The 26,730-nt window shown below is 71.2% G+C and carries 25 protein-coding genes; 11 read left to right on the top strand and 14 right to left on the bottom strand.

Features of this window, described 5'->3' with window-relative positions; all coding sequences use genetic code 11:
• Positions 1–303 precede the first annotated feature (303 nt).
• Positions 304–1,710 carry a hypothetical protein gene (locus tag V7004_RS03070; protein WP_334142059.1) on the top strand — a complete coding sequence of 469 codons (1,407 nt, stop codon included), beginning with the start codon at positions 304–306 and terminating at the stop codon, positions 1,708–1,710.
• 149 nt (positions 1,711–1,859) lie between these two features.
• Positions 1,860–3,089, top strand: coding sequence for an acyl-CoA dehydrogenase family protein (locus tag V7004_RS03075; RefSeq protein WP_334142061.1), 1,230 nt, complete (start codon positions 1,860–1,862; stop codon positions 3,087–3,089).
• 42 nt (positions 3,090–3,131) lie between these two features.
• On the opposite strand, the gene V7004_RS03080 is transcribed toward V7004_RS03075, so the two are convergent.
• Positions 3,132–4,127 carry a hypothetical protein gene (locus V7004_RS03080; RefSeq protein WP_334142063.1) on the bottom strand — a complete coding sequence of 332 codons (996 nt, stop codon included), beginning with the start codon at positions 4,125–4,127 and terminating at the stop codon, positions 3,132–3,134.
• A gap of 297 nt (positions 4,128–4,424) precedes the next feature.
• Here V7004_RS03080 and V7004_RS03085 point away from each other — a divergent pair, with 297 nt between their 5' ends.
• The 5 genes from V7004_RS03085 to V7004_RS03105 all read left to right on the top strand — a co-directional run bounded on the left by V7004_RS03085 (position 4,425) and on the right by V7004_RS03105 (position 12,680).
• Positions 4,425–10,508: a C25 family cysteine peptidase gene (locus tag V7004_RS03085; protein WP_334142065.1), complete on the top strand. Its 6,084-nt coding sequence runs from the start codon at positions 4,425–4,427 to the stop codon at positions 10,506–10,508.
• On the top strand, positions 10,505–10,996 hold the full coding sequence (locus V7004_RS03090; RefSeq protein ID WP_334142066.1) for a hypothetical protein: 492 nt from the start codon (positions 10,505–10,507) through the stop codon (positions 10,994–10,996). The genes V7004_RS03085 and V7004_RS03090 overlap by 4 nt, the downstream gene beginning before the upstream one ends.
• A gap of 58 nt (positions 10,997–11,054) precedes the next feature.
• A complete protein-coding gene (locus V7004_RS03095; protein WP_334142068.1) occupies positions 11,055–11,480 on the top strand; it encodes an OsmC family protein in 426 nt (141 codons plus the stop codon).
• 207 nt (positions 11,481–11,687) lie between these two features.
• Positions 11,688–12,371, top strand: coding sequence for a cupredoxin domain-containing protein (locus tag V7004_RS03100; RefSeq protein WP_334142070.1), 684 nt, complete (start codon positions 11,688–11,690; stop codon positions 12,369–12,371).
• A gap of 24 nt (positions 12,372–12,395) precedes the next feature.
• A complete protein-coding gene (locus V7004_RS03105; RefSeq protein WP_208027198.1) occupies positions 12,396–12,680 on the top strand; it encodes a metal-sensitive transcriptional regulator in 285 nt (94 codons plus the stop codon).
• Here the strand turns inward: V7004_RS03105 and V7004_RS03110 are convergent.
• The 9 genes from V7004_RS03110 to V7004_RS03150 all read right to left on the bottom strand — a co-directional run bounded on the left by V7004_RS03110 (position 12,670) and on the right by V7004_RS03150 (position 20,154).
• Complete coding sequence (locus V7004_RS03110) at positions 12,670–14,988, bottom strand: heavy metal translocating P-type ATPase (protein ID WP_334142073.1); 2,319 nt, start codon at positions 14,986–14,988, stop codon at positions 12,670–12,672. The two genes, V7004_RS03105 and V7004_RS03110, sit on opposite strands and share 11 nt — an antisense overlap.
• Complete coding sequence (locus V7004_RS03115) at positions 14,985–15,212, bottom strand: hypothetical protein (protein WP_334142076.1); 228 nt, start codon at positions 15,210–15,212, stop codon at positions 14,985–14,987. The genes V7004_RS03110 and V7004_RS03115 overlap by 4 nt, the downstream gene beginning before the upstream one ends.
• Before the next feature lie 101 nt (positions 15,213–15,313).
• Entirely contained in the window at positions 15,314–15,520 is a 207-nt protein-coding gene (locus V7004_RS03120) for a hypothetical protein (protein ID WP_334142078.1), read from the bottom strand.
• Between the two features lie 135 nt (positions 15,521–15,655).
• A complete protein-coding gene (locus V7004_RS03125) occupies positions 15,656–15,973 on the bottom strand; it encodes a DUF3039 domain-containing protein (protein ID WP_334142080.1) in 318 nt (105 codons plus the stop codon).
• Between the two features lie 144 nt (positions 15,974–16,117).
• Positions 16,118–16,936, bottom strand: coding sequence for a hypothetical protein (locus tag V7004_RS03130; RefSeq protein WP_334142082.1), 819 nt, complete (start codon positions 16,934–16,936; stop codon positions 16,118–16,120).
• A gap of 46 nt (positions 16,937–16,982) precedes the next feature.
• Positions 16,983–17,567: a TetR/AcrR family transcriptional regulator gene (locus V7004_RS03135; RefSeq protein ID WP_334142084.1), complete on the bottom strand. Its 585-nt coding sequence runs from the start codon at positions 17,565–17,567 to the stop codon at positions 16,983–16,985.
• Between the two features lie 92 nt (positions 17,568–17,659).
• Entirely contained in the window at positions 17,660–18,778 is a 1,119-nt protein-coding gene (locus tag V7004_RS03140) for a Zn-dependent alcohol dehydrogenase (protein WP_334142086.1), read from the bottom strand.
• 99 nt (positions 18,779–18,877) lie between these two features.
• Positions 18,878–19,129 carry a hypothetical protein gene (locus tag V7004_RS03145; protein WP_334142088.1) on the bottom strand — a complete coding sequence of 84 codons (252 nt, stop codon included), beginning with the start codon at positions 19,127–19,129 and terminating at the stop codon, positions 18,878–18,880.
• Positions 19,126–20,154, bottom strand: coding sequence for a hypothetical protein (locus V7004_RS03150; protein ID WP_334142090.1), 1,029 nt, complete (start codon positions 20,152–20,154; stop codon positions 19,126–19,128). Before V7004_RS03150 ends, V7004_RS03145 begins: the two co-directional genes overlap by 4 nt.
• A gap of 33 nt (positions 20,155–20,187) precedes the next feature.
• Here V7004_RS03150 and V7004_RS03155 point away from each other — a divergent pair, with 33 nt between their 5' ends.
• A complete protein-coding gene (locus tag V7004_RS03155; protein ID WP_334142092.1) occupies positions 20,188–21,363 on the top strand; it encodes an MGH1-like glycoside hydrolase domain-containing protein in 1,176 nt (391 codons plus the stop codon).
• Here the strand turns inward: V7004_RS03155 and V7004_RS03160 are convergent.
• Together V7004_RS03160 and V7004_RS03165 are read right to left on the bottom strand one after the other, a co-directional pair.
• Positions 21,360–22,013: a TMEM175 family protein gene (locus V7004_RS03160; RefSeq protein ID WP_334142094.1), complete on the bottom strand. Its 654-nt coding sequence runs from the start codon at positions 22,011–22,013 to the stop codon at positions 21,360–21,362. The two genes, V7004_RS03155 and V7004_RS03160, sit on opposite strands and share 4 nt — an antisense overlap.
• Complete coding sequence (locus V7004_RS03165; protein WP_334142096.1) at positions 22,013–22,468, bottom strand: hypothetical protein; 456 nt, start codon at positions 22,466–22,468, stop codon at positions 22,013–22,015. The genes V7004_RS03160 and V7004_RS03165 overlap by 1 nt, the downstream gene beginning before the upstream one ends.
• 63 nt (positions 22,469–22,531) lie before the next feature.
• Here V7004_RS03165 and V7004_RS03170 point away from each other — a divergent pair, with 63 nt between their 5' ends.
• From V7004_RS03170 to V7004_RS03180, 3 genes are all read left to right on the top strand, one after another.
• A complete protein-coding gene (locus tag V7004_RS03170) occupies positions 22,532–23,332 on the top strand; it encodes an enoyl-CoA hydratase/isomerase family protein (RefSeq protein ID WP_334142098.1) in 801 nt (266 codons plus the stop codon).
• The gene (locus V7004_RS03175; RefSeq protein ID WP_334142100.1) at positions 23,329–24,057 is read left to right on the top strand and encodes an enoyl-CoA hydratase; all 729 of its coding nucleotides are present in this window, start codon (positions 23,329–23,331) and stop codon (positions 24,055–24,057) included. Before V7004_RS03170 ends, V7004_RS03175 begins: the two co-directional genes overlap by 4 nt.
• Before the next feature lie 73 nt (positions 24,058–24,130).
• Entirely contained in the window at positions 24,131–25,045 is a 915-nt protein-coding gene (locus V7004_RS03180) for a queuosine salvage family protein (protein ID WP_334142102.1), read from the top strand.
• Positions 25,046–25,154: 109 nt separating this feature from the next.
• Here the strand turns inward: V7004_RS03180 and V7004_RS03185 are convergent, their stop codons facing one another.
• On the bottom strand, positions 25,155–25,685 hold the full coding sequence (locus V7004_RS03185) for a septum formation family protein (RefSeq protein WP_334142104.1): 531 nt from the start codon (positions 25,683–25,685) through the stop codon (positions 25,155–25,157).
• 26 nt (positions 25,686–25,711) lie between these two features.
• Positions 25,712–26,665 (bottom strand): class E sortase, encoded by a 954-nt coding sequence (locus V7004_RS03190; protein ID WP_334142106.1) that lies wholly within the window; start codon positions 26,663–26,665, stop codon positions 25,712–25,714.
• Positions 26,666–26,730 lie beyond the last annotated feature (65 nt).

Consider the following 26,730-nt stretch of genomic DNA (forward strand, 5'->3'; position numbering starts at 1 on the left):
GGGCGTGGCCCGGGTGGTGGGCCCGGTGGCGGCCGGCGCGCTGTTCCAGCACGTCGGGGTGGGCGCACCGTACGTGCTGGGTGCGGTGCTGGCCGGTGTGGCGGTGACGCTGGTACCGAGCTTGACCACCTCCAGCGTCGTCACCGCGGTGTCCCCGTCGAGGGAGGGCTGACGCCGCCACGGAGCCCGTCGGGGGGCCGGTCGCGGCCGCGGTTGTTCTCGAGCGTTCACTCAAGTCACCGAGGTCGCCGGCCGACGTGGTCGATGGGACGGCGAGGATGCGGGCGGGAGGAGGAGCCCGCGGTGCCCATCGACGTCCCAACCGACCTGCCTGCGCCCCCGCACAGCATCGACGGCCTCGGCGTGCCCCGAGGCCTGGTGCACGACCTCGTGCTGCGTCGGGCGCTCACCGACGGCCGCACGTCGACCCTGCGGTTGAGCGAGACCCTGGCCTGCAGCCCGGTGGTCGCCTCGGAGCTGATCGAGGAGCTGCGTGACCTGCGCTACCTGGAGGTCCAGGGTCTCGACGGGCGCGACTACCAGGTGGTGCTGAGCGACCTGGGCCGCCAGACCGCCCGGGAGCGGCTCGAGATCAGCCGCTACGTGGGCCCGCTGCCGGTGAGCCTGGCGGACTACCGGGCGACGGTGTCGCGCCAGCACGCGGAGCCCCGGGTCGACCGGGTCACGATGGAGCGGGCCTTCGCCGACCTGGTGGTGAGCCGGGCGCTGCTGCACCAGCTCGGCCCCGCGTCCTGCTCGGCCGGGGCGTTGTTCCTCTACGGCCCGCCGGGGACCGGCAAGTCGAGCATCGCGGAGCGCCTGATCCGCATCCACCGGGACGGCGTGCTCATCCCCCACGCGGTGGAGGTCGACTCGCAGCTCATCACGGTGTTCGACCCGGTGGTCCACCACGCGGTGGACCCCCAGCCCGCCGGCCTGGACCCGAGGTGGGTGTTGTGCGAGCGACCGTCCATCATCACCGGAGGCGAGCTGACCGGCGGGATGCTGGATCTCACCTACCAGCCGAGCAGCGGGGTGTACCTGGCGCCGCTGCAGATGCAGGCCAACAATGGGATCCTGGTCATCGACGACTTTGGTCGGCAGGCGCTGTCGCCGGAGGCGTTGCTGAACCGCTGGATCGTGCCGCTCGACCGGGGGATCGACTACCTGACGCTCGATTACGGGTTGAAGTTCGAGATCCCCTTCGATGCCAAGGTCGTGTTCTCGACCAACCTCGATCCGGCCAGCCTCGGCGACGAGGCGTTCTTCCGCCGGATCGAGAACAAGGTCCTGATACCGGCCATCGGCCCGGCCCAGTTCGACGAGGTGCTGCGGCGGACCGCCAGCCGGTACGGGGTGACCCTGCTCGACGAGTCGGGCCCGTACCTGCGCGAGGTGAGCCAGCGCCTCGGCGACGGCGACCTGCGCCCGTACCTGCCGCGATCGGTGTGCCGGCTGCTGGTGGCGATCAGCGAGTACGAAGGCGTCCCGCCGGTGCTCGACCGGCAGGCCATCGACCGCATCGCGGCCTTGTACTTCACGAACGCCAGCAAGCAGGTGGACCTCGACGCGGACGGCGAGTTCCTCGCGCCGGATCCCCCGGGAGGCGAGGTGCTGGAGTGGCCCGGAACGGTGACTCCCGGCCCCGGTGCGCCGGAGCCGGACGGCAGCGTGGCGGTCACGGCTGCGCCCGCGGTGGTGGCGTTCTGATCGGTTGGTCGGCGGCCGAGCCGCCTGGTGTGACCGGTGGGGCCACGCCGGTCCGGTTGGCATGCGCCGGGCCGCCGGGTTACCGTGATGTTACTGAGGGGTAACTTCTACCGGGAGTACCCACTGGCCATCAGATCGGAGCCGGTGCCATGTCCGATTTCTCGCTCGCCCTGAACGAAGACCAGCTGCAGCTCCAGAAGTGGGTCCACGACTTCGCCGAGGACGTCATCCGTCCCGCGGCCGCGGAGTGGGACGAGCGGGAGGAGTACCCGTGGCCCATCGTCCAGGAGGCCGCCAAGATCGGCCTCTACGGCATGGACTTCATGGCCCAGATCATGATGAACGACCCCACGGGGCTGTCGATGCCCGTCGCCACCGAGGAGCTCTTCTGGGGTGATGCCGGCATCGGCCTGGCCATCATGGGATCGGGTCTCGCCGCGGCCGGCATCCTCGGCAACGGCACCCCGGAGCAGATCCTCGAGTGGGTGCCCCAGTGCTACGGCACCGCCGACAAGGTCCAGCTCGGGGCGTTCTGCGTGAGCGAGCCCGACGCGGGCTCCGACGTGTCGTCGCTGCGCACCCGGGCGGTCTACGACGAGGCCAAGGACGAGTGGGTGCTCAACGGCACCAAGGCCTGGATCACCAACGGCGGCATCGCCGACGTGCACGTGGTGGTCGCCACCGTCGATCCCGAGCTGCGCAGCCGCGGCCAGGCGAGCTTCGTCGTTCCTCCCGGCACGCCAGGGCTGTCGATGGGGCAGAAGTACTCGAAGCTCGGCATCCGGGCCTCGCACACCGCCGAGGTGGTGCTCGAGGACGTGCGGGTGCCCGGTAGCTGCCTGCTCGGCGGCAAGGAGAAGCTGGACGAGAAGCTGGCCCGGGCTCGCGAGGCGCTGAAGAACCCGCAGGTGTCGAGCGGGAAGCAGCCGGCCATGGCCACCTTCGAAGCCACCCGCCCCGCGGTGGGCGCGCAGGCCATCGGCATCGCCCGGGCCGCGTACGAGTACGCGCTCGAGTACGCCAAGGAGCGCAAGGCGTTCGGCAAGCCGATCGTCATGCACCAGGGCATCGGGTTCATGCTCGCCGACATGGCCACCGAGCTCGATGCCGCCCGCCTGCTGGTCTGGCGGGCCGCGTGGCTGTCCCGCAACGGCCAGTACCGCAATGCCGAGGGCTCGATGTCGAAGCTCAAGGCCGGCCGGGTGGCGGTGTGGATCACCGAGCGGGCCATCCAGATCCTCGGCGGGTACGGCTACGTCAAGGAGTACCCCGTCGAGCGCTGGCACCGGGACGCCAAGATCTACGACATCTTCGAGGGCACCGAGCAGATCCAGCAGCTCGTGATCGCCCGGGCGATCTCCGGCCTGCGCGTGGAGTAGCGCCGACCGCTGGGCCGGCGCTGCTGCCGTCGGGCAGGGTGCTCAGGCGCTCGGGCGGTACCAGGGTGGGTACCTGCCGTCGGCCGTGTCGGCCGGGTCCAGCGGGGGGACGCCCATCGCGGCGCGGAGATCCTGGAGCGGCTCGTCGACGTGGGCCCAGAAGTCCCAGCCCGACGAGAAGGTGTCGGCGGTGGTCGCATCGCCTCGGGTCCAGGCGACCCACAACTTGCGGGCGTCGAGCGCGCCGGTGGTGCTGCCCGCCAGCTCCGTGAGGGGGATGCCCAGCTGCCAGCTGACGATGACCGGCAGGATGTGGCCGGCCAGACCCTCGAGGTGGTGCATGCCGGCGGTGAACGTGCTGACCAGCAGCTCACCCTGCACCGAGGTGTCGTAGCCGGACAGCACGTGGGCGGAGTCGTGCGGGGTCGTGAACTGCTCGGTGGGTGAGTCCGGCTCCCCGGGGAAGCCGAACCCGTTCACCGCGTAGAACCGGGCGAACTCGTGGCCGAAGGAGCCCGAGGGGCACTCGGCCAGGGCGCGGTAGCGAGCCGCCAGGTCCGGGTCGGGCTGGGTGCGGTAGGGCATCAGCCACTCGCCGTAGCTCCCGGTGTCCTCGACCCACTCACCGGTGATGCTCTCGCGGTTGCGGCGCAGCATGTCCGCTCGGGCCTCCGCGAGGTGGCCACGAACCAGGTCGTCGAGGTCGTCGACCGCGCTGTCGCTCACCCCGATCGCCGCGGCGTACCGGCGCAGCAGGTCCACACCCGCGGGGCGCAGCTCGCCGTCCACCGCGGCGATGACCACCATCGGGACCAGGGCGTCGCCCCCCTGGACCCCTGCGGCGGCCAGCTCGGCGGGCTCGATGGCCCGCAGCGCTCGCGGGTCGACGGGCTCATCAAACCGGAACAGGATGGTGGCTGCCGATCGAATCGCAGCCACGTCGGCATCGCTCAGGGCACCGTCGTCGTCCGCCCGGGCGATCGAGGCCATCGCCCGCAGGATCGCGTCCGCCGCCTCGGCCGTCCCTCCGAAGATCATCCCCCGAACGGTACGCGGTCGGCCGGGCCGTCGCCGGGACGAGACACGGGGTTGTCCGGCTCACCGGCGTAGGACGTTCGGCAGCGTCCCCAGAGAGTCGAACGTCTCATTCGTGGGGGGTGAACGCCTCATTTCCGCCGGTATCGCCTGCCGCGCCGTCCCACCCGCGGTATCGTCCGCAAACGCGGTTTAGTGAATGATCTTCAGTTGTGAGCGGCCCGCGTTCGGGGCGGCACCCTGCCTCCGCCTGCCGGTCATGACCGCTGGATCATCCGAAGGGCGAACAGGAGAGGTCGGATGACGGGGAGGGAACGCCGGCGGGCGCGCCGCGGAGCGGTCCTGGCGCTGGTGCTGGCCCAGCTGGTGGCGGTGGTGGCCGTGGTCGGCCTGGACGTGCGGCGAGCGGTCGCCGCGCCCGGACCGCCACCGTTGCTGACGTTCTACGTCCCGCTGGCCGAGAACGACTACCTCACCGCCCTGCGCAACGGGACCGGCCTGCCCGCCAGCATCGGTACCACCGCCTTCACCACCATCTCCCTCACCGCCGCAGCCGCCGGCACGATCATCTACTACGACCACTGGGAGAACGGCTACGAGGCCACCATCAACGACCGCACCCAGATCACCGGGGCCGCCGCCACCCTGGTGTGGGGAGACGGGGACCTGACCAACGGCGACGTCACCCCCTTCTGCACGCCGAGCTGCACGGGCGACATCATCCCCGCAGGGGGTGTGGTCACCCTCAACAACTCCCGCCGGCCGGGCACCACCGACCCCGTCTCCGCCGTGCCCTCCGGCATCCCGCTGTCCGGCAGCCCACTGGCCCGGGATCCGGCCCAGGTCTACTGGGACGGCCGGGACAAGCTGGCCTCGACTCGCGGCCTGGCGGTGGCCAACGTCGGCTGGGGTGAAGCCGACGCCCTGGCATCCGGCGCGGTCTCGGCCTACGACACCACCCGCTTCGGCACCTCCTTCGTCGTGCCCATCGGGCCCGACAGCCCGCTACCGGTGCCGAACTCGACCCCCGCGGAGTACACCGGCGTGTCGGTGATGGCCGCCCAGGACGACACCCTGGTGGAGATCGACACCAACGCCAACGGTGTCCTCACCGACCCGGTGGACGTGATCACCACCCTCGACCAGGGCGAGACCGTGCTGGTGGACGGCGGGTTGCTCCAGGGCGCGACCATCAACACCTCGCAGCCGGTGCAGGCGGACCTGTACGTCGCGGACATCGGGGCGAACTACGAGATCAGCTTCATCGAGCTGTTCCCCACCAACCAGTTCAGCACCGCCTACCTGGCCTCCGCCGGGTCACCGGTGGCCAATCAGGCGACGGTGGTGTACCTGTTCAACCCTTACCCGGCGTTGCTCACCATCACCGTCCAGACCTCGTCGGGCTCCACTCCCTATTCGGTGCCCGGCCGGACGGCTCGCCCGGTGGTGCTCAACACCCCGCTCGGCTCGGCCGGGCTGCTTACGGCTCCGTTGCCGTTCACGGCCGTCGCGCTGGTGGGCGCCAACGCCCCGGACACCACCAGCGGCAACCGCACGCAGGATTTCGACTGGGGCTACGCACCGTTGCCGGTCGACTTCCTCACCCCGGCGGTCTCGGTGGGGTGGGCACCCGCCTGGCAACCGGGCTTCGCACCGGACCTGAACGCCAGCCCGGTGTGGGTCACCGCGACCTCCGCCACCACCCTCTACGTCGACTTCGACGGCGATCCCACCACCGGCCTCAGCGTCACCCCCCACACCGGGCCCTGCGACGGCATCGCCCGCTACGACGCCGCCATCCCCATCTCGGCCCTGCAGTCCCGCCGCATCACCGACACCACCGCGGACGGCTCCCCCTACAACGACGGGATCATGACCGGGGCCAAGATCTTCACCTGCGACGGGACGGTCATCGCCGCCTCCTACGGTGAGGACCCGGCGAACGCCCCGGTGGCCCAGCCCGGCCTCGATCTCGGTACCGCCATCCTCCCGGCGGCGATCATGGTCGCCGGCAAGGACTGGGAGCTGGTCGGCGACCGCAACGGTGACGGCCGCGTCGACCCGGGTGACACCGTGGCCTGGGAGGTCAGCGTCAGCGACGCGGGCGCCACCGCGCTCACCAACACCGTCCTCGACGACCCGCTGCCCGCCGGGGTCACCTACGTCGCCGGATCGACCACCCTCGACACCGGATGGGGACCGACCCCGGTACCCGATCACGGCGTGCCGCCGTACACGACGCCCTACCCCCTCGACGAGGGGGGCCTGCACCTCGGCACGCTGGCGCCGGGGTCCACGGTGCGGGTGCGGTTCCTGGTGACCATCAACGAGCCCCTCGACACCCTCGACGGTCGGGTGCGCAACCGGGTGACCGTCACCTCCGACCAGGCACAAGCGGTCGCGACCTCCGACCTGCCGGTACAGCGACCCTCCCTCGACCTGGTGAAGACCTCGAACGCCGCCGGTCCACTCGGCCCGGGTGACCCGCTCACCTACACCATCACGGTCACGAACAACGGAACCTCTGTGCTCGCCCCGGTCACGGTCACCGATTCGTTCCCCGCCGAGCTGGACTGGCTGTCCACCACCGTGCATCGCTTCGACAGCGTCACCGCGGGCACGATCGCCGACGATCTCCAGTGCAGCACCTACAGCTGCTCCACAGGCTCCATGCCGTGGGCGGCGATCTCCTGGCAGGAGGAGGGCGACCTCACCACCCCACCGATCTACAGCACGGGGGGCATCCAGAACGTCGCCGACCCGAGTGTGACCACCCGGGCGATCCGCATGGGATGCACCACCACCGGATGCACGACCGGCGGCGCGGGCCGATCCATCAGCCGGGTGGCCGGGAACTTCACCAGCTACGAGCGCGCCTCGCTGAGCGTGGGCATCCGCTGCAGCGGCATCGACCCCACGGGCGACTCGGTGGCGCTCGAGATCCGGCCGGACGCCAGCGCGCTGTGGCAGACCCTGCAGACCTTCGACAGCGGCTGCAACAGCTCGAGCTACGTGACCCACACCTTCCAGCTCGACCCCGCCGCGGTCTTCGGCACCGCCGTCGAGATCCGGTTCATCATCACCCAGAGCCTCGAGCAGAACGACCTGTTCTACGCCGACAACATCACCTTCACCCTGGCTGACCGCGTGCCGGTGACCTTTCCCGGCGGGGCACCACCGAGCCTCACCACGCTGCCCGACCTGTTGCCGGGTGAGACGGCGACCATCATCGTGACCGCGACCGTCAAGAATCCGTTGCCGCCCGGCACCCTCGACATCGTCAACACCGCCACCGCCACCTCGGGCCCGCTGAGCGACACCGACGACCACACCGACTGCGTGGTGTGCTTCGACTTCGGTGACGCGCCCGAGGACTACGGCACCACCTATGCCTCCGACGGCGCACGGGCGAGATACTCGTTGTCCGGCCCCCGGCTGGGAGCACTCATCGACCGGGAGGCCGATGCCTATGCCGCGGTGAGCAGGACGACCCCGGCAGTGGGTGACGACACCCACGACCTCGACGACGAGGACGGCGTGGTCATCAACGGGGGCAGCGGCATCGCCGGTGGCACGACCATGACCATCGACCTCACCGTCACCGGCGTACCCGCCGGTGGTTGGGTGAACGGATGGTTCGACTTCGACAACGACGGCGAATTCGACACCAACGAGTCGATCTTCCACCCCTCCCGGTTCGTCTCCGCCAGCACCGGCCTCTCGCCGCTGGGCTACGTGACCGGGCCGGGGACCTACACCGTCACTGTGAACGTCCCGGACTTCGGGACCAACGGCTCGGGCTACGCCATCGGGGACCTCATCTACAGCCGCTTCCGGATCAGCTCCGTCGCCGGCGGCGTGGCCGAATCGGTCGGTCAGTCGATCGATGGTGAGGTCGAGGACTTCAGCACCGCGCTCACCGCCTTGCCCGTCGAGTTGGCGTGGTTCTCCTCCAAGCGCACGGCGAGCGGCGTGCTGGTGCGGTGGCGTACCTCCCAGGAGATCGACACGCTGGGCTTCAACGTCTACGCGGGGCGCGGCCCCGGCGAGTACGAGCGGCTGACCTCGCAGCTCGTACCGAGCGAGGAGCCCACCTCGACCAGCTCGCAGAGCTACAAGGTGGTGGTCACCACCGACGCCACCGACCTCTGGCTCGAGGCGGTCGACCTCGACGGCACCACCCATCTGCACGGCCCGTTCCGGGTGGGCGGCGAATGGGGCGATCCCAAGCCGCCGGCCCCGGTCGACTGGGCTGCGACCAGCCAGGCCCTCGCCGCCGCCACCCCGGCACCCCCGGTCGTGCGGGTCACCCCCAACACCACCGGGGTGGTGGCCAGCGTCGAGGTGCCGATCGAAGGCCTTTACCGCATCACCGCTGCTGACCTGGCGGCTGCGGGCGTGGATCTGACCGGCGTGGCGAAATCGAAGCTGGCCCTCACCGTCGGCGGGCGGCCGGTCGCCGTCAAGGTCGACGGGAAGGGCACCACCGTCGGCCCGGACACGGTGCTCACCTTCTGGGGGGCGCCGGTCGACACGCTCTACACGGGCGTGGCCACCTACCAGCTCCAGCTCGATCGCAAGCTGGCGCTCCGCATCGGCACCGACCGCACCGACGTGCCCGACGGGCCGGCCGTGCCGAGCTACGTGGCCACGGTGAAGGTGGAGCAGCAGCGCTCCTACTCGGTCACCGCGCCCGGCTCCGACCCCTGGTACGACCAGTTGCTCAGTGCTCGGGGCCGACCTCGATCGGTCAGCCGCACCGTGGAGGTCTCCGCACCAGCCACCGGTCAGGGTGATGCGGTGCTCGCGGTGGGGCTGTGGGGCCTGTCCCGGATGCCGGTGCCCAACGAGCACCACGTACGGATCGCGCTCAACGGCCGGCTCCTCACCGACACCTACTTCGACGACGCCGAAGCCCCGACGCTCGAGATGGCTGTACCGGACGGGTTGCTGGTCGAAGGAGCCAACGAGGTGACCGTCACCCTGGTGGGTGACACCGGCGTGCCCCTCGACATGGTGGCCCTCGACCGGATCGAGCTGCGCTACCCCCGCAGCACCGCCGGCGGTGCGCAGGCGTTGCGCCTGCGCACGGTTCCCGGGCGGGTCGAGGTGAGCGGGCTGCCCGATCCGGCCGCGACCGTGGTGCGCTTCGACGATCAGGGCCAGCCGGCACTGCTGGCCAAGGCCCGCATCGTCGCTGATCCCTCGGCACCGGGGACCTACAAGGCGGTTGCCCCGGGCGGACTCGATCTGGCGGTGGTGCCCGCGACCGCGGTCCGCACCCCGGCGATCAGCGCCGCCCGGCGACCGGCCGACCTGCTTCGGGGTCCCGCCGACTACCTGGTCATCACCCACGCCGGGTTGACCTCGTCGTTGGAGCCGCTCGTGCAGTTCCACCAGTCGCAGGGTCGACGGGTGAAGGTGGTCGACGTGGCGGACATCTACCAGGCCTACGGCTACGGGATGGTCGACGCGAAGGCCATCGACACCTACGTGGCGGAGGCCAAGCGGGCGCTCGGGGTGCGCTGGGTGCTGCTGGCCGGCGCGGACAACTACGACTACCGGGACTTCGACAGGGACGGCTCGTTCAGCCTGGTGCCCTCGCCGTACGGCCCGGTGGGACTCGGCGGGGTCAACTTCGCCCCGTTGGACGCGGCGTACGCGGACGTCGACGGCGACGGCATCCCCGACCTCGCGCTCGGGCGCCTGCCCGCCCGCACCCCGCAGGAGATGCAGGCCATGGTGGCCAAGACCGTCGCCTACGCCTCCTCGGCAGGTGCCCGCCGGTCCGCCTTGTTGGTCTCCGACCAGGTCGACGGGTTCGACCTCGCCGGGTTGAACGACGAGCTGGCCGGGCGGCTCTCGGGCTGGACGATCACCCGAGCGGACATCGCTCGGGGCGGGGTCAGCTCCGCCCGGCAGGCGCTGCTCGGTGGACTGGCGCAGGGCCCGGCGTTGACCTCCTACATCGGTCATTCGGGCGTACGGGAGCTCGGACCGGCCGGCTTCTTCGCCAGTCGGGACGTGACGGCGACCGGGCCCGCCGGCGCGCCGACCGCAGCGGTGCTCTACGGATGCTGGAACGCGTACTACGTGCTGCCGAGCGCCGACACGCTCGCCCACCGCCTGCTGACCCAGTCCGGTTCCGGCGGCGCGGCGGCCGTGCTCGGCGCGGTCACCCTCACCTCGGCCACCAGCGACGTGATCTTCGCCCGGCTCATGACCGATCGGCTGGCGGCGGGCGGTTCCACCTTCGGTGAAGCGGTGCTGTCCGCCAAGCGGGGGCTGGCCAGCTCCCAGCGGGGGCTGGCGGAGATCCAGCTCGGTTGGACGATGCTCGGGGATCCCGCCCTGCCCGTGCCCGGCACGGGAGGCCTCCGATGAGCGCGGCGCCGCTCCCACGCACCGACCGGCGGACCTTCCTGCGCCGAGCCGCGGTGGTTGGCGGTGCGGCGTGGGTGGCGCCCCAGGTCGTCACCGTGCCGGCTGGCGCCGCGCCGGTCACCTGGTACGTCGAGTTCGACGTGGACGGCAACGCGGTGCTCACCACCGCCTCGACCATCGGCTGCGACCCGGCCGGCTGGGTCGACGGTCTGCTGCCACCGATCAACGGGGTCGACCTCAACTGGTCGATCGTGTTCAACAACGGTTTCGACGCCAGCCAGGGCATGCAGGTCACCTTCTCGGACATCGGCGCGGTGATCGTCGACGCCAGCGCCGAGGAGACCTGCGCCGGCAGCTCCCCGCCGGGCGCGGTCCGCTGCGTGCCGGGCGACATCGGGCCGGTCAACGTCGTGGACTTCCCGGACATGACGGTCCCCGAGTCCTGCGTGTACGACGTGTTCCGCATCGTCGTGCAGACCGGCTCGTAGCCGGCGACGGCTCAGGCGCGGTTTCGTGGTTCGATGCGCCGGTTCATAGGCTGTGCCCATGGCGACGACACGCACCGCAACGACGCAATGGCAGGGCTCGCTCCTGGAGGGAGCAGGGCAGGTGAGCCTCGAGTCCTCGGGGCTGGGGACCTTCGACGTGACCTGGGCGTCACGAGCCGAGGAGCCCAATGGGCGCACCAGCCCCGAGGAGCTGATCGCGGCGGCGCACTCGTCGTGCTTCTCGATGGCGCTGTCGAGCGCGCTGGCCAAGGCGGGCAACCCACCGGAACGGCTGACCACCACCGCGCAGGTGACCTTCCAGCCCGGCGAGGGGATCACCGGCGTGCACCTCACGGTCGAGGGGACCGTGCCCGGGATCTCCGAGGAGCAGTTCGTCGAGGCCGCCGAGGGCGCCAAGGCCAACTGCCCCGTGAGCAAGGCGCTCACCGGCACCACCATCACCCTCGACGCCCGCCTGGCCTGAGGCGCTCGCCCCCCAGGGTCGGGGTCGTTCTGCCGCCTGCAGCCGGGACCTTGTTCCCTGTGGCCGGTACCGCCTGCTTCGTACCCTCAGGTGAGGAGCGAGCAGCAGCGAGGTCAGGTGGTGGCCATGGGAGTGACGCAGCAGCACGGCCGCGTCATCAGCTGATCGCGGGTCGGCACGCCTCCCGACCCGTGGATCCTCTCAGCGGTGGGCCTCGCCATGGGCTGCCTGCTCGTGGCGCTGGTCGCGGTCGGGTTGGCCTTCCGGTACGCGGACGAGCGGGATGGGGGGCTGGCTGGCCCACCGGTCACCTTCGATGTCGAGCTCGGTGACCTCTACGTGAAGCCGTCATCGATAGAGGTGCCGGCGGGCAGCCCGGTGGTGCTCACCGTCACCAACGCGGGCGCGATGTCCCATGACCTGCAGGTCGGTGGAACCGACGGCACGAGGATGCTGGCGCCCGGGGAGAGCCAGGAGGTCACCGTCGGCCCCTTCGAGGCTGATGCCCAGGCCTGGTGCACGGTCCCCGGCCACCGCGAGGCCGGCATGGTGATGGACATCCGCGTCACGGGCGCCACGGCGGGGAGCGCAGGGCTGGCGGCAGCCGCGGCCGTCTCCACCGATTCGTCGATCGACTTCAACGCCGAGCCGCCGCCTGGCTGGAAGCCCTTCGACCCGGCATTGCAGCCCGCACCGGGGGGACCGAGCACGCGATCACGTTCCGAGCCACGGAGACCCCGATCGAGGTGGCTCCCGGTGTCGTCCAGGAGCTGTGGACGTTCAACACGAGCGCCGGTGGCCACTGATCGACGAGCCGTGGCCGAGCGCCGGGCCTGGCGCCGCTCCAGCATCCCAGGCAGGACGGCCGTACCCAACCCCGGTATCGTGTGATTCGCCCGGATTCTGGGAGGCACGATGCGCGGCTACAGCATGAAACGGGACGACTACCTGAAGCGGCTGCGGCGCATCGAGGGCCAGGTCCGCGGCTTGCAGCGAATGATCGAGGAGGACGCCTACTGCATCGACGTCCTCACCCAGATCAGCGCGGTCAACAAGGCGCTGCAGAGCGTCGCGGTGGGGCTGCTGGACGAGCACGTGCGTCACTGCGTCGCCAACGCGGCTGCCTCAGGAGGCGACCCCAGCGCCGACGAGCTGATCACGGAGGCGACCAAGGCGTTCGAGCGGTTGCTCAAGTCCTGAAGCCACCGTCCCCCGGGGCAGGGGAGGTCGCGGTCGCCGCGCGGGGGCGGAAGCGTCGCAGGCGCAGGCTGTTCGTCACCACGAACACGCTTGAGAACGCCATCGCCGCTCCGGCGATGAGCGGGTTCAGCAGGCCGGCCGCAGCCAGCGGGAGCGCCGCCAGGTTGTAGGCGAAGGCCCAGAAGAGATTGCCTTTGATGGTGGCCAGGGTTCGCCGGGAGAGCCGGATGGCGTCTGCCGCGCTGCGCAGGTCCCCCCTGACCAGCGTGATGTCCGATGCCTCGATGGCGACGTCGGTGCCGGTGCCCATGGCGAGTCCCAAGTCGGCCTGCGCCAGCGCTGCCGCGTCGTTGACGCCGTCGCCCACCATGGCGACCACCCGCCCCTCCGATTGCAGCCTGCGCACCACCTCGACCTTCTCCTCGGGGAGGACCTCGGCCACCACCTCCTCGATGCCGAGCTCGCCGGCGACCGCCCCGGCGACCCGCTCGTTGTCGCCAGTGACCAGCACCGGGCGCAGGCCGAGATCACGAAGCTCAGCGACGGCGTCGGGGGAGGTGGGCTTGATCGTGTCCGCGACGGCCAACACGATCTTGGCCTGCCCATCCCAGCCCCCCAGCACCGCCGTCTGACCCGCGGCCTCGGCCCGCTCCTTCGCGGCGCGCAGTGGGGCGGGCAGGTGCAGGGCCCAGTCCCGGAGGAACGCCTCCCGGCCAGCCACCACCGCGTGGCCGTCGACCACGCCCTGCACGCCGACCCCTCGCTGCGCGGCGAAGGACTCCACGGGCAGCAACGCCAAGCCCCGGGCCTGCGCGCCGGCGGCGATGGCTCGGGCGATGGGGTGCTCGCTCGCGTGCTCCAGGCTGCCCACCAGCCGCAGCGCCTCATCTTCGGTGGTGTCCTCGGCCACCGTCACCGAGACCAGGCTCATGTCGCCGGTGGTGACCGTGCCGGTCTTGTCGAGCACCACGGTGTCGATCCGTCGGGTGGACTCCAAGACCTCCGGGCCTTTGATCAGGATGCCGAGCTGGGCACCCCGACCGGTACCGACCAGCAGCGCGGTGGGCGTGGCGAGGCCCAGCGCGCAGGGACAGGCGATGATCAGTACGGCCACGGCCGCGGTGAAGGCGGCGGAGGCACCCGCACCAGCGCCGAGCCAGAAGCCGAGGGTGCCGGTGGCGACGGCGATCACGACCGGTACGAAGACCGCCGACACCCGATCGGCCAGCCGCTGCACGGGCGCCTTGCCGGTCTGGGCGTCCTCCACCAGGCGGGCGATCCGGGCCAGTGCGGTGTCCGTCCCGACCCGGGTGGCCCGCACGACCAGACGCCCCCCGGCGTTCACGGTCGCGCCGATGACCTCGTCGCCCTCCCTGACCTCGACCGGGACACTCTCCCCGGTGAGCAGTGAGGCGTCGATCGCGGAGGTGCCCTCCTCCACGATCCCGTCCGTGGCCACCTTCTCACCCGGTCGAACGACGAAGCGGTCCCCGACCCGCAACTCCTCGACCGGGATGCGCACCTCCTCCCCGTCGCGCAGCACCGCGACGTCCTTTGCCCCGAGCTCGAGCAGTGCCCGCAGCGCCTCCCCCGATCGTCGCTTGGCCCGGGCTTCGAGATAGCGGCCGAGCAGGATGAAGAGGGTCACGCCCGCCGCGACCTCGAGGTAGATCTCGTGCCCCCCTCCATCCCTGGCGATGGTCAGCTCGAAGGGCATCCGCATCGACGGCTCCCCGGCCCCGCCCCAGAACAAGGCGTACAGCGACCACCCGAACGCCGCCAGGGTGCCCATCGAGATGAGCGTGTCCATCGTGGCCGTGCCGTGCCGGAGGTTCGTCCAGGCGGCCCGGTGGAAGGGCCAGGCGCCCCAGACCACCACCGGGGCGGCGAGGGTCAGGGAGAGCCACTGCCAGTTGTCGAACTGCAGCCGGGGGACCATCGCCATAGCCAGAACCGGCATCGTGAGCGCGGCCGAGACCAGCACCCGATCACGCCACGCCCGCACCGGGTCACCGGTGGGGCCGGCAGGCCCGTCGATGCGACCGGGGTGTGGGCCCTCAGCCGCCGGGACGGGCTGGTGAGCGGTGTAGCCCGCGGATTCCACCTCGGCGATCAGGCGCTCGACGGGGAGGTCCCAGGGAGCCCGGACCCGGGCCCGCTCGGTGGCGAAGTTGACGGAAGCTTCCACGCCGTCGAGGGCGTTGAGCCGCCGCTCGATCCGCGCCGCGCACGACGCGCAGGTCATGCCCTCGATGGCGAGATCGATCGCCCGGACGCCAGGCCGCTGGTGTTCGGTGGTGGTGCTCATGGGTGCTCACCGTGGCCGGTGGTCGGGGTGGATGTCGGCGAGGGGCCAGGATCCGCAGCGGGGACGCCCACGGTGGGCTCGATGGTGGTCGGCTCGTCGATGGGGCCGACGGCTCGGCCGATCGTCAGGCCGCCGCCGAAAACGACGGCGAGGAGCAAGGCAAACGTCGCGAGCCGCGAGGCAGGTCTGCGGGAGTGGCGCTCCCCGTCTCGATCGGAGGTCATGCACCGCACCATACCCCGGTAGGGTATCTGTTGGCAACGGCTTCCCGACGCGCCCCGCCGACGGGCCCTTCCGTGTGGGAGCTGATTCGAGGGGTGTGCGGTCAGGCGCCCGCCAGGCGGACAGCCTCGACCTCCGTCCGGCGGAACCGCGGCCCCCGCCCGCTGGCCACGGGCTCCAGCATCCCCTGGTCGACCATCACGTCCACCCGGTCGGGAGTCACCTCGAGGATCGTCGCCGCCTCCCGCAGATCGATCAGCTCGTCCCGGGCGAGGGGCGTGAGACCTCGACGGCCGGCCGTGAGCGCCACCGGCGAACCAGGGCCACGAGGATCACCACGGCGATCACGGCGAGCGCCAGCTTCACGTTTCGTTGCTGCAGGCGTGCTCCGAGCATGTGCTGCCCCTTCCCCGCCCGGGCAGAGACCAGACCGCGAGGCCGTCGATCAGTCGGACGGGGTGTCGCGCAGTCCGTCGTTGAAGGCGCGGTAGAGGTCGTAGACCTCCTTGCAGCGGGAGCACACCGGGAGCCGGCGCGGATCACGCGACGGGACCCACACGTGGCCACACAGCGCTTCGAGAGGCGTCCCCGATACCCGAGCCTCGAGCACCTTGGCCGCGGCACTCTCACCCGGCGCCACGCGCACGATGTGCGCCACCTCCGGTGGACCCTGTTCGAGGTCGGGATCGGCCGGGCGGGGTGTGACGAACGGGTCGGCAACGGTGGGCGCCTCGGGGGTCGAGATCGCGGTCGTCGGGGTCATGTCAGATCCACCCAATCATCGGTCGTCTTGTCGAGCTGCAGCCAAGTCTGCCGCTTCCCGCTCCAGAACGACGCACCGGTCCGCGAGCCACGCGACCACTGGGCGACAGACGGCGTCGGTCTGGTCCATGCCGATCGCCCGTCGTCACCCGTCCCACGCCGGCGAGTCGGGCGGCCATGGCACGCGAGCCGTCACCTCGGCGCTCGAGGCCTCAGCGGTCAGGTCCAGCCCGGCGGCGGTGAGTGCCGCCACGAGGTGGTCGGGGATCGACGACGGCGGGTCGGTTGCCAGCGTCACGACCAGCTCACCCGGGCCGCCGGCCACCCGCAGGGCGGCGGCGTCCGCGGCGCGGGCCACCCCCAACAGCTCCTCGATCGCGTGGACCAGGCGAGCCCCCGGGACCGGCGCCACCGGCTCGGAGACCTCCCAGTGCAACTCGACGGGGGTCCCGGCGGTCTCCCGCACCACCGCCACGAGGATCTCGGTAGCCCCCCGCGCCGGGTCGGTCGCGGTGGACAGCGGGGACGGCTCGGCGCCCCCGGCCGCGACCTGGTCCCGCCAGAGCCGATCCAGGCGGACGGTCTCGAGCGCCCAGACGCCCATGGCATCGAGCGTGGCCCGGCTGGCGCGCTGGAGCGCGCCGAGCTGCTGCTCGAGGTCCGCGATCTGCTCGGCCGACTCGTGTGCCGCCTGCTCCGCGGCGGCCCGGGCAGCGGCAAGCTGCTCTGCCAGCGAGGCCCGCTCCCGCTCGGCGGCGTCTGCCCGCTCGTGCGCTGCCGCGGCGCGCGCCTTGGCTTCCGAGGCGTCCGCGGCCGCGGCCTCCGCCTCGGAGGTCGCGGCGTCGAGTCGCTCCTCGAGCGCCTCCAGCTTGGTCTCTGCGGTGGCGAGTGCTGAACGGGCGGTCGCCACGACGACGAGCAGCGCGACGACGAGCACGGCCAGGACGGTCACGACCACGATCACGGGCCGCGACCGTAGCGGAGCACCCTCGGCAGCGGGTGCGAGGCGTTCAGGGCCGGAGACCCCGCAGCCCCGCCCAGGCCAGCTCGGCCACCTGTGCCGCGAGCTCGTCGACGTCGAGCTCGAGCTCGTTCGACAGCCAGTGGCGACACGTCGTCTCGGCGATGCCGACGATCCCGTAGGCGAGCAGGCGCCGCCGCTCGTCGGAGAGGCCCTCGACCACGATGAGCTGCGCGATGGCGTCGGCGACCTCCGTCTCCACCTTGAGGGCTTCGGCGGTGAACTCGCGGTCGCGCCTGGTCTCGCCCGCGAAGAGCACGTCGAACCCCCCTCGGGTCGCGGCCACCCAGCGGAAGTAGGCCAGGAACCCGTTCTCCACCTGCTGGCGGGGCCCCTCCGCGGTGGCCACCGCCTTGCCGACCGCGTCACGTAGCCGCCCCCCGGCGTCACGCAGCACCTCCAGGTACAGCTCTCGTTTGGAGCGGAAGTGCTGGTAGAGCACGGGCTTGGTGACGCCGGCCCGGTCCGCGATCTCGTTCATCGAGGTGTGGTGGTATCCGTGCTGGCCGAAGACCCGCAGCGCGACGTCGAGCAGCTGCTGGCGGCGCTCCGCCGCAGGGAGGCGGGCGGTCATGGGGTGGTCCGGTGGGCGCGCATGGCTACTCCACGGTAACCAGCACGCGAGGGGCCGCTGAACGCCGCCGGCGCGGGCGGCTCTGGAGGTCCTCAGTAGGTGATGACCGAGCGGGCCACCTCGCCCGACTGCATGGCGGCGAAGGCCTCGTTGACGTCCTCCACGCCGATCTCGCGCGAGATGAGCTCGTCGAGCTTGAGGGCGCCCTCCTGGTAGAGCCCGAGCAGCTTGGGGACGTCGTCGTTGACGTTGGCCGATCCGTACCAGCAGCCCTTGATGGTCTTGTTGAGGTAGAGGAACTCGAGCGCTGCGGGCAGCTCGAGGATCACGTCCATCCGGGGCACGCCCACGAAGATCGCCTCGCCGCCCTGCCGGGTGAGGCTGAGTGCCTGCAGCATAGTGTCCTTGATGCCGATCACCTCGAAGACCGTGTCGGCCAAGCGCCCGCCCGTGGCTTCGGTGATCACCGCGGCCGGATCCTGCTCGCCCGCCTTCACCGTGCGGGTCGCGCCGAACTGTTCGGCCATCTCGAGCTTGGTGTCGAACATGTCGATCGCCACGATCTCGCCGGCGCCCGCGATCTTGGCCCCCTGGATCACGTTGAGTCCGACGCCGCCGCAGCCGATGACCGCCACGGTGTCGCCTTCACGGATGCTGGCGGTGTTCATCGCCGCTCCGACCCCGGTGAGCACCCCACAGCCGATCAGCGCCGCCACCTTCAGCGGGATGGAAGGGTCGATCTTCACCACGCTGATGGCCGGCACGATGGCCTCCTCGCCGAAGGTGCCCAGCATGGCCATCTGGTGCAGCGGCGCGCCCTGCGAGGTCAGGCGGGTGGTGCCGTCGAGCAGCCCTCCGAGCATGGCCATGCCGCTCCGCTCGCACAGGTAGCCCTGGCCCCGGGTGCAGAAGTAGCACTCGCCGCAGTTGGGGACGAAGGAGCACACGACGTGATCGCCGACCGCCACGTTCGTGACCCCCTCGCCGATCTCGACCACGGTGCCCGCGCCCTCGTGCCCGAGGACGATCGGCGTGGGCAGCGGGATGGTGCCGTTCTGCACCGAGAGGTCGGAATGGCAGACCCCCGACGCCCCGACCTGGATCCGTACCTCGCCGGGACCGGGTGGAGCCAGCTCGACGTCGTCGCGGACCTCGAGTGGGGTGCCGACCCCCGTGAGCACAGCTGCCTTGCACATGACCGGTTCCCCCATGGTCGATGATCCGAGCGGTCGGCGCATCCTCGCACCACACATGGGAGGCGGCAATTCGATGCGTCCGTGCGGGTCGATCCGTCCGTGCGGGCCGCCGGCTCAGCGCCCGTGCTCGAGGTCGTCCTTCTCCGCTGCCTTCACCATGTAGGTGACGAGGATCGAGGGTGCGAGCAGCACCGATCCACCGATCAGCCCGATCTCGACCAGCCGGACGGTCCCGGCGGTGAACTCGCCGATCAGCCCGGCGAAGAAGGCCACGGTGGCGACCGCGTAGCAGAGGTAGCCCAGCCGCTGGCCCGCCTTCGCCGCTCGGGCCCACCGGGCTCGCCGCTGTCTCACGGGGTCGGTCATGGAGCCCAGCCTGCCTCATCGAGCAGGTGGTGGAGATCGGCTGCCATCCGCTCCAGGGAGAGGTGGCGCTCCGCCACCGCCCGGTTGTGGTCGAGCAACTCGTTGTCCGGCTCGGACAGCCACCGGTCGATCGTCTCGATGTCGTCGATGTCGAACCATCGGAATCCGAGCGCCGCGAGCTCCGTGGCCACCGGGTACCGCTCGATCGCCACGGGACGCCGGTGGATCGCCGCTTCGATGGGGGGGTTCCCGAAGCCTTCCCACGCCGAGGGGAACGCCACCAGGTCCGCGGCCGCGTACACGTCCGCGGCGCGAGCCAGCGGTCGGTGGATGACCTCGCAGCGGGCGCCGCCGAGGATCGCCGCCAGCTCGGCTTCGAACCCGTCCTCGGCCGGGCCGGTCAGCCAGTAGATCCCGCCCAGCGCCTCGGTCAGGGCCACCGCGTCGGCGATGCGCTTGCGAGGGATGGCACGCACCGGATGGACCACGAGACGCTCGCCGGGGGCCACGCCCAGCTCCTCGCGGGTCTGGTCGCGGTCGCCGGCCGGTACTCGGGTGTCGAAGCCGTTGTAGATGGTGACCGCACGGATCCCCCGCTGGGCGAGCTGGCGCCGGGTGAGCTGGTTGATCGTCACGTGCCGCCAGCTCGGGTCGTCGGGGGGGAGCTCGGTGATGTGCCGGTACTGGGCTCGCTGCCACGCCGGGTCGTGGTGGTGGAGGATCGCCGGCCGTCCCCGGAGCACCTCGGCCGCCACCCGTGAGGCCGGTAGGTTCATCGGGATCGTGAGCAGGTTCTCGACCACGACCAGGTCCGCGTCGGCCAGCGCGGCATCCAGCGCGCCCTGGCTGGGTGGTCGGGTCGCGCCCAGCGCCAGCCCGTCGACGACCCGGTCGACCGGGCCCTCGCCGGCCACGGTAATCACCTCGAACCCGGCCAGGCGCAGCGCCTCCATCCAGGTGCCGGCCACCACCGACACCCCGTCGGTGAGTCCCAGCCGGAACGAGAGAAAGGCACAGGTGGGCACGATGCGGTCGGGGGCACCGGGACGGCTCGGGCGGTGAGCCCCGGCGACACGCTACCGGCACCCGGCCAGCTCGATCGGCAGGCCAGAGCGGTGTTGGAGCGGCACTGGCACGTCGACGGCTTCTGTGTCCCGCACGCCTCGGTCTACCCGCACCAGTGGCTGTGGGATTCCTGCTTCCACGCCATCGTGTGGTGCCATCTGGGTGAGCACCAGCGCGCGGTCACCGAGCTGCGCAACGTCTTCCGCCACCAGCACGACAGTGGGTTCGTGCCCCACGTGCAGTACGGGGAGGATGATCGGTTGGCGGACTTCTGGGGCTGCCGTGCCACCTCGTCGATCACCCAGCCCCCCATGTACGGCCACGCGCTCGCCGTCCTGGCCCGCGCCGCCGGCGGCGCGCCCGGCGATCTGGTGGAGCGGGCCGCGGCCGCGATCGGCTTCCTCCTCGACCATCGGGCTCGTGACGAAGCCTCCGGGCTGGTCACCATCGTCCATCCGTGGGAGTCGGGTGCCGACGACAGCCCCCGCTGGGACCACTGGTGCGGCGAGCGGTTCGATCGCTCTCGCTGGTACGAGGTGAAAGGCGCGCTCCTCACCACCATCGTGCGTGACCGGCACGGCGCACCCCTCGCCAACCCGGCGTTCGGCGCCGCCCCGGCGGGGTTCAATGCCCTGGTGGCGTTCAACGCCCTCGAGCTGGCCGAGTTGACCGGTGACGGTCGCATGCGGGCCACGGCCCTGGAGCTGGCCGAGGTGCTCGCCCGGCGGTGGTCGGGCGAGCTCGCGACGTGGATCGACGGCGGGCCGGCCGAGGCCGGGTCGGGTCGGATCCGCACCCTCGACGCGTTGCTGCCGTTGCTCGTCGACCCCGATCGGGGTCAGCAGGTACTCGATCTGATGATCGACCCTGCACGGTACGGCGGCCCGTGCGGGCCGGCGGGGATGCATCGCGACGAGACCGTGTTCGAGCCGCACACGTACTGGCGTGGCTCGTCCTGGCCACAGCTCACCTACCTGTCGTGGGTCGGGGCGGCCCGGCTCGGTTCCCCGGCCCGTGCCGCACTGGCACAGATGCTCGTGCTGGGCGCGACCAGGTCCGGGTTCGCCGAGCACTGGCACCCCGACACCGGTGCGCCGCTGGGGGCGGTGCCGCAGTCGTGGTCGACGCTGGCTGCCGTCGTGGCTGCCGATGCCGAGCGATCGGGCTAGGCGCCAGGGGGCGGGTTGCGGGTGAGCAGGGCCGACAGCGGCCAGATCGCCAGCCAGCTCCACATCGCGGCATCCGGTGAGACCAGGTAGGCCACGGGGATCGAGAGGGCGAACACCACCGGAGCGATCCCCCGTGCGGTGAGGGCGAAGCGCACGACCTCACGGCTCGGCTCCTCGTGCAACAGCCGGCGCGCCCTGGCGAGCTGGTAGCCGGCGATGTCGACGATCCCGAACACCACGAACCACGCGGCATAGAGGGTGATCGCCTGCTCGTTGCCGGCGTAGAAGCCGATGACCTGGGCCTCGAAGGGGACGATCACGATGAGCAGCAGGAACACCATGGTCCAGGCGATCATCGCCCCGTCGATGGCCCGGAGGCGGCCCACGAAGCGGTGGTGACCGAACCAGTAGAACGCGATGAGCACGAAGCTGAGCAGGAAGGCGAAGATCTGCTCGCTCAGGTCCCCGACGAGCTCGAAGACGTTCGCGCTGGCCGGGTCACCGGTCGGTCGGGGCAGGTCGATGCCGAGGATGAGCAAGGTGAGGGCGATGGCCGCCACCCCGTCGGCGAACGACACCACCCGACCGAACTCGGCGCTGCCCCGTTCGTAGCGGGGCGAGGTCGCGGCCGTGCGCTGGCCGGAGGCCATCAGAAGCGGGACAGGCGTGGCTCCTCGGCGAAGAAGAGCTGTGCGGTGAGCTCGAGGTTCTCCCGCGCCTGACGCTCCTCGGCGTCCCGGTCGCGCAGCTCGATCACGGGCCGGCCGTCGATGTGCGGTCTGGCCGCGGCCCGCTCCCGGGCCTGCCGCACCGGGCGCGCGGTTGCGGTTGCGGACGCGGCTGCGGCCGCCATGGCCCGGTCGGTGTCGGTGATGCGCACCTCACCGGAGAGGTCACGGGTCAACGCCAGGTGGTTGCGGGGATCGGGGACCGCTTCGATGATCGACCAGAGCGCAGCGTCGGCGCCCTGGGGCAGTCTCGGTTTGGTCGACGGCCCACCCCGGCGGCGAACCCCGCGAACGGTCAGGAACGCGAGGAAGACGACGGCCACGGCCAGCCCGGCGGCGACCAGGCCGATCGCGAGAGGACTGGAGGAGACGGTCATGCGAAAACGGTACGGTGACCGCCGGGCGCGAGGGTGGATGCCGAACCGGTAACGTCCGGGCTCGTGCCCGAACCCACCACCGACCGCTCCGACGAGGTGCTCGTCCAGATCACCGAGGGTGTGGCCCGGGTGACGCTGAACCGGCCGGAGCGGCGCAATGCGCTGTCGTGGACGATGGTCTCCCGGCTGCGGGAGGTGCTCGCTGAGCTGGCCAGCGACCGGGCGGTGCGGGTCGTCGTGCTCACCGGTGCGGGTGACAAGGCGTTCTGTGCCGGCGCTGACCTGACCGGCATGGCCGCCGGTGCCGGCCACCTCGACCTGCACGACAGCCGGGGCGAGCTGGCGGCCGTGTTCCGTCAGCTCTGGCACCTGGGCAAGCCGACGATCGCCCGGGTGCGGGGCTACGCGCTGGCGGGGGGCATGGGTCTGGCCCTGGCATGCGACCTGGTCATCGCGGCCGACGACGCGCAGTTCGGCACCCCCGAGATCGACGTGGGATTGTGGCCGTTCATGATCACGGTGCCGCTGGTGCGCTCCATGCCACCCAAGAAGGCACTCGAGTTGATGATGACCGGTCGCCGGGTGAGCGCCGATGAAGCCGAGCGCATCGGGTTCGTGACCAGGGTGGTGCCGGTGGACCAGCTCGACGCCACCGTCGACGAGCTCGCAGCCACCCTCGCCGCCAAGCCACCCGCGGTCATGCGCCTGGGCCGCGAGTCGTTCTATGCCGTCTGGGACCAAGCGGCGGATGATGCGCTCCGGCTGTTGCATCCCCTCCTCACCGTGATCGCAGGCAGCGAGGACACCGCCGAGGGCCTGGCCGCGTTCGCCGAGAAGCGACCGCCACGCTGGACGGGACGATGATCCACTACGACCAGCGCGGTCGCGTCGCGCTCGTCACGATCGACCGGCCCGAGCGGCGCAACGCGCTCGATCACGACTCGCTCGCCGGGCTGGAGGGCGCACTCGGTCGAGCGACCGAGGCGGCGTCGCGCGCGCTGGTGTTGACCGGGGCCGGTGGCCACTTCTGCAGCGGCGCCGACCTCTCCGGCGTCGAGGACACCGAGTTCGTGCAGGCCCTCAATCGGGTGCTGGCCGGCCTGCGTGACGCGCCGTTCCCGACCATCGCCGCGGTCGAGGGCTTCGCGCTGGGGGCCGGCACGCAGCTGGCGGTGGCGTGCGACCTGCGCGTCGCCACCCCCGACGCCCGGTTCGGCGTCCCCGCGGCGAAGCTCGGCCTGATGGTGGATTGGTGGACGGTGCAGCGAGCGGCATCAATGTGTGGGCAGGGCACGGCGAGAGCCATGTTCCTCACCACCGAGCAGCTTCCGGGCGAACGGGCTTTCGAGCTCGGGCTGGTGCAGCGACTGGGCGGTCTCGACGACGCACTGGGCTGGGCCGAGGAGATCGCCGCCCTGGCGCCACTCACGGTGCAAGGGCTGAAGCTCGGCCTCAATCTCACCGAACCGGTACCTCCCACGCCGGATGCCTACGTGGATGCGTTCCGCCGAGCCTGGTCGAGTGAGGACCTGCAGGAGGGGCTCGCGGCGTTCCGGGAGCGCCGCAAGCCCGAGTTCCGGGGGCGATGAGCAGCGCCGGGCCCTCCGAGCGGTGACGCCGGAGCCGGGATGGCTGGAACGGGTGCGCGAGGGGTGTGCGTCCGTGGCCGCTCAGGCCCGCCTCGTGTCCATCGACGCCGCCGCCCTCGACCGCTTCGCCGAGCGGCTGGCGTCATCCGCGGAGCGGGCCGCCAACGACGGGTCATCACTGCGGGTGGGAGACAGCGAGACCACGGTCGCCTTCGTGCTCACCTTCAACGCGGTCAACTTCGGCTCCGGCTGGCACCCCCATCTGGTCAAGGTGCCCGGTCGTTCAGGGTCGGTCACGATCATGACCCGCCTGCGTGAGCGCTTCCGGACGATGGGCCCGTTCACCGCCCAGGAGTTGCAGGTTCTGACGCCGAGGGACTGCGCGTCGGTATTCGGCCAGCCGTTCGCCCCGCCCGTCGACGCGCTCATGACCCTGTTCTCGAGGGCACTCGGCGACCTGGGCACGTTGCTGGTGACCGAGTACGACGGCTCGTACACCGCGCTGGTCGAGGCCGCTGGCGGGAGCACCGAGAGCATGGTCGATCTGCTGCTGGCCATGCCCCTTTTCCGGGACGTCGCCACGTACCGGGGGCGGGACGTGCCGATCCTCAAGCGGGCCCAGATCGTGCCGGCAGACCTGGCCCGGGCCCTCGACGGGGAGGGGTGGGGCTCGTTCGCCGGTCTCGACCGGTTGACGATCTTCGCGGACAACCTGGTGCCACACGTGCTGCGACTCGAAGGGGTTCTGGTGTTCGATCCGGCCCTGGTGCGCTCGATCGAGGCCGGTGAGCTGATCGGGGCCGGTAGCGAAGCGGAGGTCGAGATCCGCGCGGTGGCCGTAGAAGCCGCGGAGCGGCTGGTGGCCCGGTTGCAGGCCCGGGGCTGCCACCTGCCGGCCTGGGAGCTCGATCACCTGCTGTGGCACATGGGCCAGGACGCCCGCTACAAGGCCGTCCCCCGGCACCGGGCCCGCAACCCCTATTACTGACGATGGGCTCCCGTGGGCGGGCTGCCAGCGCTCGAACAGGGATGCCGGTTGCTCCTCGCCCAGCCAGACCCGGAACACCGGGTGGTTCGATCCGTGGCCGCTCGCCGGTCTACCTGGCGGAGCCCTGCACGCTGCCGACCAGCCGGTTGCCGCTGAGGTCGTACACGTAGCACCCGATCTTCTGGGTGCCGCGCCGCCAGTTGGCCGAGTCGGGAAGCTGGTAGCCGATCTCGAGATCCGAGAGCTCGTACTGTTTGCCGACGTACGCCTCGAAGCGGCGCGGGCACTCCTGCTTGGCGAAGGTCTCGAGGGTCTTCTCCCCCGGGAACGTGTCGTCGCTCGCCGGGTAGTCGAGCACGGCGTAGACCTCGTTGCGGTGGGGGAGCGAGCAGTCCAGCTTCAACACGATGTCGGTCCGCCCGCTGGTCGACGCCGACCGCTCGATCTTGCGGCGATCGAAGCAGTCACCCACCTGCGGCACGTACACGAAGATCTGCTGGCCGGCTTCGAGAGGAGCTTCGGTCGTGGTGGTGGTCGGCGCCACCTCGGCGGTGGTCGTGGTGGTGACCTCGTCGCTTCTGCCGCCCGAGCACGCGACCGTGCTCAGCACAGCGGCCAGCAGGCACACCCGAGCCACCATGGCAGAGCATCGGGGCGCGGTCATCATCAGTAGGCGGCGGGCAGCAGATGGTTGATGTGATTGAAGGCCTCGAACAGGGCGAACGCGAACAGCGGTAGGCACACCGCGTACGCCGGCCACTTCCAGGCCCGCCTCCACCGCCCGGCGAGCCAGGCCGAGAACCAGATCCCGATGGCCAGCAGCGACCACAGAGCGGCCGGTACCCGGGCCGCGGCGTTCCCACCGGCGAGGTCGTCAGCCGGCAGCTCGGGCAGGTCCTCGGCTGGCGGCAGCGGGGTCGGCGGAGCCGGGTTCGACACCAGCTTGGCCTCCACGACGATGCGCTGGGCGGCGCTGTACTTCGGATGGCAGGCCATGAGGGTCAGCCGGTTGTCGCCCTTGTCGTCGAGGATCTCGGTCTGACGGGGTCCGACGATGTAATGGGCCTTGGGCGGCTCGCCCTCCGCTGAGGGTTGTGCCATCACCTCATAGGTGAACCTGCCCTGCAAGGTCTCCACGAAGATGAGGTCGCCCGGTTGGAGCTCATCGAGCCGGTTGAAGGGTGCCTTGAACGTGGTGCGGTGACCGGCCAGCGCCGCGTTGCCGGGCTGGCCGGGCAGTGGTGTCTGCGGGAAGTGGCCTGGTCCGTCCTGGAGCCAGCGCAGGTCGACGCCCTCAACGATGAAGAAGTCCGCTCCGATGGCGGGGATGGAGATGAACCCGATCGGCTCGCCCGGTGCGGGTGCCGGGAAGTCCGGCGACGCCGTGGCAGGGGGGGCCGTGGACGTCGTGCTAGGAGCCCCTGTGGTGTCGGCGGTGGTGGGAGCGGGCAGCGGGCCGAGCTCCGCCTGCTGGGCCCGGAAGCGCTTCTCCAGATCGTTCTGAGCGCGAGCGGTGTGCAGGCCGGTGCCCCAGAGCTGGAACGCGACGAACAGCAGGATCAGCACCCCGGCCCGGATCATCATCCGCCCGGTGAAGCCCACGATCCGCGCCAGACGCACCCGCGAACCCTAACCAACGACATCCCGGCGCTTGCCGCGAGGGTCCGGCCACGCCACCGGCCATC

Origin of the sequence: Rhabdothermincola sp. (genome assembly GCF_036846205.1) — a bacterium.
Classification (GTDB): Bacteria; Actinomycetota; Acidimicrobiia; order Acidimicrobiales; family Acidimicrobilacustridaceae; genus Rhabdothermincola.

What these genes read in the sequence shown, in the direction of transcription:
- V7004_RS03090 (WP_334142066.1), top strand. Translation starts at nt 10,505, where the DNA reads ATGAGCGCGGCGCCGCTCCCACGCACCGACCGGCGGACCTTCCTGCGC.
- V7004_RS03080 (WP_334142063.1), bottom strand. Translation starts at nt 4,127, where the DNA reads ATGATCTTCGGAGGGACGGCCGAGGCGGCGGACGCGATCCTGCGGGCG.
- V7004_RS03185 (WP_334142104.1), bottom strand. Translation starts at nt 25,685, where the DNA reads ATGGTGGCTCGGGTGTGCCTGCTGGCCGCTGTGCTGAGCACGGTCGCG.
- V7004_RS03135 (WP_334142084.1), bottom strand. Translation starts at nt 17,567, where the DNA reads ATGACCGCCCGCCTCCCTGCGGCGGAGCGCCGCCAGCAGCTGCTCGAC.
- V7004_RS03165 (WP_334142096.1), bottom strand. Translation starts at nt 22,468, where the DNA reads ATGACCGTCTCCTCCAGTCCTCTCGCGATCGGCCTGGTCGCCGCCGGG.
- V7004_RS03125 (WP_334142080.1), bottom strand. Translation starts at nt 15,973, where the DNA reads ATGACCCCGACGACCGCGATCTCGACCCCCGAGGCGCCCACCGTTGCC.
- V7004_RS03105 (WP_208027198.1), top strand. Translation starts at nt 12,396, where the DNA reads ATGCGCGGCTACAGCATGAAACGGGACGACTACCTGAAGCGGCTGCGG.
- V7004_RS03115 (WP_334142076.1), bottom strand. Translation starts at nt 15,212, where the DNA reads ATGACCTCCGATCGAGACGGGGAGCGCCACTCCCGCAGACCTGCCTCG.
- V7004_RS03145 (WP_334142088.1), bottom strand. Translation starts at nt 19,129, where the DNA reads ATGACCGACCCCGTGAGACAGCGGCGAGCCCGGTGGGCCCGAGCGGCG.
- V7004_RS03140 (WP_334142086.1), bottom strand. Translation starts at nt 18,778, where the DNA reads ATGGGGGAACCGGTCATGTGCAAGGCAGCTGTGCTCACGGGGGTCGGC.
- V7004_RS03095 (WP_334142068.1), top strand. Translation starts at nt 11,055, where the DNA reads ATGGCGACGACACGCACCGCAACGACGCAATGGCAGGGCTCGCTCCTG.
- V7004_RS03160 (WP_334142094.1), bottom strand. Translation starts at nt 22,013, where the DNA reads ATGGCCTCCGGCCAGCGCACGGCCGCGACCTCGCCCCGCTACGAACGG.
- V7004_RS03075 (WP_334142061.1), top strand. Translation starts at nt 1,860, where the DNA reads ATGTCCGATTTCTCGCTCGCCCTGAACGAAGACCAGCTGCAGCTCCAG.
- V7004_RS03175 (WP_334142100.1), top strand. Translation starts at nt 23,329, where the DNA reads ATGATCCACTACGACCAGCGCGGTCGCGTCGCGCTCGTCACGATCGAC.
- V7004_RS03110 (WP_334142073.1), bottom strand. Translation starts at nt 14,988, where the DNA reads ATGAGCACCACCACCGAACACCAGCGGCCTGGCGTCCGGGCGATCGAT.
- V7004_RS03085 (WP_334142065.1), top strand. Translation starts at nt 4,425, where the DNA reads ATGACGGGGAGGGAACGCCGGCGGGCGCGCCGCGGAGCGGTCCTGGCG.